A 6,690-nucleotide genomic window follows, 5' to 3' on the forward strand; every position below is an offset into this window, starting at 1 on the left:
CAAAGACCATGCCATCTTTTATCTGATTGTTTTTAAAGTAAAATCCCTTAACTCAAATTTTCCCTAAGTCAAATTTAAGCAAAAAGTTGCGCGAACTGCGCATTTCGTTTGCAAACATTGCGCAAAAAGTGATTTATGCTGGGAAGTGAGCAAGAAGTTGCGCAGAATTGGCACTTACTCTGAAAGTTTGACTTAATGATGTGAGACCACAGTCTTTTTGTAAGTTATCACCTATCAATATAGAGGAAAACGCTCACCAAACCGCCATTAATCATTATGCAGCTAATTATTGTTATCATGGTTTTGGCTAAATCAAGGAACAGAACAAATTTAACTTATCGGGTTTGTGCCCTTGGCAAAATTCATCAGCGGGGGATCCCCCCGACTTTGTTGAATTAACCGAGCCTTTGATAAGCGCAACAATCAGAACGCTACAGTTTCCTACACATCGTGACGCACTGTGGCTAAGCAAAAGTTTACAATAACCAACTGGAAAACCAACAACAAGAGCTTGTCCAACGCGGTTACTGACTATCTGGCTCGACGGAACGATCGGCATTGCTCAGTCCGGTTAGTGATTTGTGATTTTTGGCGATTGATCAGATCGCAAAAATCGGACTGAGTACTTAAAAAAAATAGTAGTCCTGATGGAAAGTGCTTGGCCATATATCAGGCAGTTCATAATCTTTAGCGGCGGGTTTTGCTTTTTGTACTGCGACGGCAGAAAGCAGACGGTGTGCTGCGGTCATCGTGCCCCCCTTGGTTGTCGTTAGAAGCCAAACAACGGGAATGGTGTAATGTCCTCCTTTTCTCAGTCACAAAACCAAAATGGCCTACGAAATTTCTCTTTCCGGCGCGTAGGCCATTTTGTGGGCCATTTCGCGCCGGATACCCCGCTATCCCAGGGGGATCATAGAGACGAAAAAAAACCGCATGCCTTTGACAGCGATACGGTTTTCATTCATCCAGAGATGTATAGGAACATCCCGGAATAGGTAAGTGGCGGAACGGACGGGACTCGAACCCGCGACCCCCTGCGTGACAGGCAGGTATTCTAACCGACTGAACTACCGCTCCACTCTGTGCTCATCGAGCGGGAGGAATACTAAGATGATGGTACTATTACGTCAATGGTTTTTATAACTAACCGATTCTGTTTGCTTATAATTTCATCTCAACGATTATTCCCTCGCCGATAAAGCGCTACTCATTGCGCCACAGGCAACTTCCCCCTTTCTTCGCAATCAGATCCAAACGCTTTTCATGTGCGAATAATTCCTCTTCATTAGCATAGAGAACCTTCAATGCCGATGCAGGGCGAGTAATGCGCTGAATAGTTTCACTCTCATTTTCCTGCCGCTGCGCCTCACCTTCCATTGAGAACGCCAACGATGTCTGGCCGCCGGTCATCGCCAGATAGACTTCCGCCAGAATCTCGGCATCCAGCAATGCGCCGTGCAGCGTTCGCTTACTGTTATCTATCTGATAACGATCGCATAGTGCATCCAGATTATTGCGTTTGCCGGGGAAGATCTTACGCGCCATCAACAGGCTATCGGTGATCTTACAGAATGTTTCCGTCTTCGGGATATCCCGATTCAGCATACGGAACTCATAATCCATAAAGCCGATATCAAACATTGCGTTATGGATAACGAGTTCGGCGCCCCGGATAAAATCGAGAAAATCATCGACAACGTCGGCGTAAGTTGGCTTATCCGCTAAAAACTCATCGCTGATACCGTGTACGTTGTACGCTTCAGGATCGATTAAACGATCGGGTTTGATATAAACATGAAAATGGCGACCAGTCAGACGACGGTTGATAACCTCAACGGCGCCAATTTCAATAATTTTATGCCCTTCGTAGTGGACCCCCAGTTTATTCATACCGGTGGTTTCAGTATCCAGGACGATTTGTCGCGTAATTTCAGTGCTCATCGTTTTCGTTTATGTCAGACTTGCCGTTTTCACCATAAGGGAGAGTCTACCAGAGATGCTTAAACAGGTAGAAATTTTCACCGACGGATCTTGTTTGGGGAATCCGGGACCAGGCGGTTACGGTGTATTATTGCGTTACAAACAGCATGAAAAAACGTTGAGCGCCGGCTATCGATTAACCACCAATAACCGAATGGAACTGATGGCGGCCATTGCTGCGCTTGAAACGCTGACCTCTCCGTGTGAAGTGGTGTTAAGTACCGATAGTCAGTATGTGCGCCAGGGAATCACCCGTTGGATTCATAACTGGAAAAAACGCGGCTGGAAAACCACAGATAAAAAACCGGTAAAAAATGTCGACCTCTGGCAACGCCTTGATTCGGCGATACAACGCCACACCTTGCGCTGGGAATGGGTAAAAGGACATGCCGGACACCCGGAAAATGAGCGCTGTGATGAACTGGCCCGTAGCGCCGCCAATGCCCCAACGCTTGATGACGTTGGTTACAAACCTGAATAACGGCATCCCTCAACGCCGATAGATTTTCGTCGCGCCGACCGTGCGGCGCAACGGCGCCTTGCGTAATTTGGCACGCATCGGCGTAGCAATCAGCGGAATCGTCCTTTTGCGCGCCACAAGCAATGTAATGCAGCCAAAAACAGGAAAATGCTTGTTCAACTTTCCTTTGTTTCTTCGCCATGGCGTAACATGAAAACTGGCGTGGTGTACCACCTCATAGTTCAGCAAAGCAAGCCAATCCATCATCCTCATTTGCGTAAACATTCGGCTGCAATAAGGCTGTCGCTTGTTCAATTTGGGGATAAGTTTGGCCAATCCAACAAAACTGATCGGATTGAAGCTACTCAATATCAACCAGCCATCGTCAATTAATACGCGATCAACTTCACGCAAGATGCGGTGAGGATCTGAAGAATAAGACAGCGTTTGAGCCAGCAAACACGCATCAACCGACTTTTCAGAAAAGGGTAACTGATGCGGGTCAGCAATAATCTGTAAGTTATTGCCGCAAGGGCCAACATTAACCTGATGTGAAATCGAACATTCACTCACGGTAATCTCTGCGCTCAACTGCCCTATTTTGAGTAGATGGAAACCAAACAACTTAGGCCACCAGGGGAGTAATGCCTGTTCAAGTGATTCACGGTAGTATTGACCACAGGTGATATCATCCCATGAACCCGGGGTAATCAGAGTCTGAGGGGTTTGCGCTGGCTTCATGTTCTATTATCTTCCTCAGGCTGATAGCAAAACGAGGTAATCGATGAATCTTATCAGTATTCCCGCACTTCAGGACAACTACATTTGGCTATTGAGTAACAAAGAAAATCACTGCGTGATTATCGATCCCGGCGAGGCAGAACCGGTGTTAAAAGCGCTGCAAGAATACCAGCTTTCTCCTGAGGCTATTTTACTTACGCATCACCATCAAGATCACGTCGGCGGCGTGGGCCAACTCGTCGAAAAATATACGAATCTGCCCGTTTTCGGCCCTGCGGAAACGGCAAAAAGCGGCGCAACCACCATCATTAATGCTGAAAAAACCATCAAATTGTTAAATTCGGAATTTTCTGTATTCGATGTTCCAGGCCACACAATTGGTCACATTGCATACTACCACCATCCGTTTTTATTCTGCGGCGATACGCTTTTTTCCGCCGGCTGCGGCAGAATATTTGAGGGCACGCCAAATCAAATGTTTGAATCTATTCAAAAAATATCAAAATTTCCTGATGACACGCTGATTTGTTGTGCGCATGAATATACGCTCTCAAACTTAGAGTTTGCTCACACAATATGGCCAGAAGAACCAACTATTGAGGCCTACCTTTATAAAATCAGTCAGATACGAAAAAAATCACAATCAAGTTTACCTACAACGCTAGGGTTAGAGCGAAAAATCAATCTTTTTTTACGCTGCCATGAAATTGATTTAAAAAGAAAAATATCATCAGAACCCGAAAGCATAGAGAATTGGGAAGCTTTTGCCCTGCTACGTAGCAAGAAAGACTGCTTCTAAAGGTTTATGTTGTGCTGATTCGCTAATCAAAGTATTATTGCTCGTCTTTTAAACAACTATTGACATACATATGAAGGCTAAAGCGATGATATTCGCTTCTGTCTTGTTAGTCGGTTGTCAGGTTTCCCCCCAAGATACCTCTCAACCCAAACAGCATGCACAGAGTCTGTCTTCGGCAGGTCAAAGTGAAGCAGGAAAGTACGCAGATGGTCGAGAGACCTCGGCGCGATGGCTGGATGATGATAGCCTCGCGCAACGAGATCTGTGGAACTTCATTGGCGACGAGTTGAAGATGGAGGTTCCGGATAACGCCCGGATCCGCGAGCAAAAAACGCGTTATTTAAAAAATAAGAGCTATCTCCACGATGTAACATTACGGGCAGAGCCGTACATGTACTGGATAGTCGAGCAGATTAAGCAACGTAAAATGCCGATGGAACTGGTACTGCTACCCATAGTGGAGAGCGCTTTTGACCCTCAAGCCACATCATCCGCCAACGCCGCAGGGCTATGGCAGATAATCCCTGGCACGGGGCGCAATTATGGTTTGACCCAAAACCAATGGTATGACGGACGTCGTGACGTAGTCGCGTCTACGACCGCTGCACTGGATATCATGCAGCGTCTTAACACCATGTTCGACGGTGACTGGTTGTTGACAGTCGCTGCTTATAACAGTGGTGAAGGTCGTGTCATGCAAGCGGTTAAAGCAAATAAAGCAAAGGGAAAATCAACAAATTTCTGGGCATTGACGCTACCACGTGAAACGTCAATCTATGTTCCCAAAATGTTGGCCCTGAGCGATATTCTTAAGAATAGCAAAAAATACGGCGTTAACCTGCCCAAACCAAACGAAAGCCGCGCATTGGCCAGAGTGGACCTTGGACAGCAAATGCAATTGACGCAAGCAGCAGAAATGGCAGGCTTGTCGTTGACCAAGCTAAAGAGCTATAACTCAGGTTACAAGCGTAATGTGACGGCACCAAATGGTCCACATTACATCATGGTACCGAAAGCTCACGTTGAGCAGTTGAAGGGTTCGCTGGCAGATGGTGATATTGCCGCAATCCAGCAACCTACTCGTTTAGCACAATCAACGGCAGATTCGCAGTATAAGGTTCGCTCCGGCGATACGTTGTCGGCGATTGCAGCTCGGCTGAATGTTAGCACCAAAGATTTACAAAGCTGGAATAATCTACGGAGTGCAAGCACACTCAAGATTGGACAGACGTTGCAAATTGCCAAGGTGGCGAACAACAGCAGTAACAGTAAAGGCGATTCAATCACCTATCAGGTTCGTAAAGGTGATTCACTTGCCAGCATTGCCAAGCGCCACGGAGTGAATATTGCAGATGTTATGCGCTGGAATACGGTTATTAACAAGAATGCCAATATCCAGCCAGGCGACAGACTGACGCTCTATGTCAGTAATGGTACAAGGCCTGACTCTTAAATAGCGCATAAAAAAACCGCCTTTTAGGCGGTTTTTTTTCGTTGCTAACAAAAGCGGCCATCTCATCTAAGCTGAAATTCTACCAGCAAAGGATTGTGATCCGATGCCTGCGTCACCAGAATTGAAGACTGGACGACATCCAACCCACTATAGAATACGAAGTCCAGAGGGCGCCCAAATGCTCTACGGCGATGATCGTCAATAAAACCTACCTCTTGCAACGCCATGCGCGTAGCAAAGCGATAAAGCGCATTAATCCGGGGCTGACTCCAGGCATTAAAGTCACCCGCCATAATAGCGGGGCCACGGTGATGGCTAAGCAACTCACCAATCGACTCAAGCTGCTTACTGTATACTTCAACACCGAAACTGAAATTTACCGCATGAATATTGATCACCATCAGTTGTCGACCATCATGCAACAAATACACCGTCACCAGCGCAGACTTCGATAAACGCAGTAATGGCTCTCTTTCACGCAGCGGGCAACAATACATAGGCTGAGCGGCCGACAGCGTCATTACGCCTGAAGGATGCTGTGGCAAGACAACGGCCGGAACCTGATCGGTAGAAAGATAGTTAGATGTTGCAAAACGAATAAGCTCTGGCGTGCTCTGTGCCTCCTGCAATAGAACCAGCTGGGTATCTTTGCCGAAATTCTGCAAAACAGAAAGCCAGTTCACTCTTTGCTGCTTAAAGATGTTCCACACCATGACGCGCAAAACATTCTGCTCAAGCAACAATGGCCCTGTTGGTAGCACTTGTTCCAGAGGAAACATTTGCCGGGGTGGGAAGATACGTTCTGCCGGTTGCCCAGCAACATATCTCATCGCATAGTTTTTTTTTCGCACGCCTCGCCTGCTATAAATTTCAGTACGCCAATGCAACAACTTGAGCAGAGGTACTCTTCTGTTATAGGGATTTTATATCAGACTTTCAATGCATGACGGCCGTTAAGCAAAGAAAATATGAAACAGACTGCGAAAACGAGCTGCTATTCATGGCATATGATGCCTGATGCCGACACATTCTTATGAAATCACCAGCACTATGATTGTAGTAGCAGGTTTGGTACTGGTTTGAGGATCGACAAAAACCGTACGACAATCGGGTGGACAAGCGTAAGAAAACAATCGCCAAAGATGTTCTCAAATATTTTGACGTTATAAATACAAAAAGCCCTGAGTCTAAACTCAGGGCTTATGCAATAAGTGGCGGAACGGACGGGACTCGAACCCGCGACCCCCTGCGTGACAG

7 protein-coding genes and 1 tRNA gene are annotated in these 6,690 nt (G+C 46.5%); 3 read left to right on the forward strand and 5 right to left on the reverse strand.

Annotated elements, in window-relative coordinates; genetic code table 11:
* Positions 1-626: 626 nt before the first annotated feature.
* The 3 genes from B4923_RS21240 to dnaQ all read right to left on the reverse strand — a co-directional run bounded on the left by B4923_RS21240 (position 627) and on the right by dnaQ (position 1,941).
* Positions 627-749, reverse strand: coding sequence for a hypothetical protein (locus B4923_RS21240; RefSeq protein ID WP_281261846.1), 123 nt, complete (start codon positions 747-749; stop codon positions 627-629).
* Between the two features lie 251 nt (positions 750-1,000).
* A tRNA-Asp gene (locus tag B4923_RS20385) sits at positions 1,001-1,077 on the reverse strand.
* 126 nt (positions 1,078-1,203) lie between these two features.
* Positions 1,204-1,941 (reverse strand): DNA polymerase III subunit epsilon, encoded by a 738-nt coding sequence (gene dnaQ, locus B4923_RS20390; protein ID WP_109491523.1) that lies wholly within the window; start codon positions 1,939-1,941, stop codon positions 1,204-1,206.
* Here dnaQ and rnhA point away from each other — a divergent pair.
* Positions 1,895-2,461 carry a ribonuclease HI gene (gene rnhA / locus B4923_RS20395; protein WP_170116100.1) on the forward strand — a complete coding sequence of 189 codons (567 nt, stop codon included), beginning with the start codon at positions 1,895-1,897 and terminating at the stop codon, positions 2,459-2,461. The two genes, dnaQ and rnhA, sit on opposite strands and share 47 nt — an antisense overlap.
* A 9-nt stretch (positions 2,462-2,470) precedes the next feature.
* Here the strand turns inward: rnhA and B4923_RS20400 are convergent, their stop codons facing one another.
* Positions 2,471-3,181 (reverse strand): class I SAM-dependent methyltransferase, encoded by a 711-nt coding sequence (locus B4923_RS20400; RefSeq protein ID WP_109491525.1) that lies wholly within the window; start codon positions 3,179-3,181, stop codon positions 2,471-2,473.
* Positions 3,182-3,224: 43 nt separating this feature from the next.
* Here B4923_RS20400 and gloB point away from each other — a divergent pair, with 43 nt between their 5' ends.
* Both gloB and mltD read left to right on the forward strand, forming a co-directional pair.
* Positions 3,225-3,980 carry a hydroxyacylglutathione hydrolase gene (gloB, locus tag B4923_RS20405; protein WP_109491526.1) on the forward strand — a complete coding sequence of 252 codons (756 nt, stop codon included), beginning with the start codon at positions 3,225-3,227 and terminating at the stop codon, positions 3,978-3,980.
* A 70-nt stretch (positions 3,981-4,050) separates the two neighbouring features.
* Positions 4,051-5,433 carry a murein transglycosylase D gene (gene mltD, locus B4923_RS20410; protein ID WP_109491527.1) on the forward strand — a complete coding sequence of 461 codons (1,383 nt, stop codon included), beginning with the start codon at positions 4,051-4,053 and terminating at the stop codon, positions 5,431-5,433.
* 62 nt (positions 5,434-5,495) lie between these two features.
* Here the strand turns inward: mltD and B4923_RS20415 are convergent, their stop codons facing one another.
* Complete coding sequence (locus tag B4923_RS20415) at positions 5,496-6,284, reverse strand: endonuclease/exonuclease/phosphatase family protein (RefSeq protein ID WP_109491528.1); 789 nt, start codon at positions 6,282-6,284, stop codon at positions 5,496-5,498.
* Positions 6,285-6,690: the final 406 nt, after the last annotated feature.

Source organism: Brenneria roseae subsp. americana, from assembly GCF_003115815.1.
GTDB classification, from domain to species: Bacteria; Pseudomonadota; Gammaproteobacteria; order Enterobacterales; family Enterobacteriaceae; genus Brenneria; species Brenneria roseae.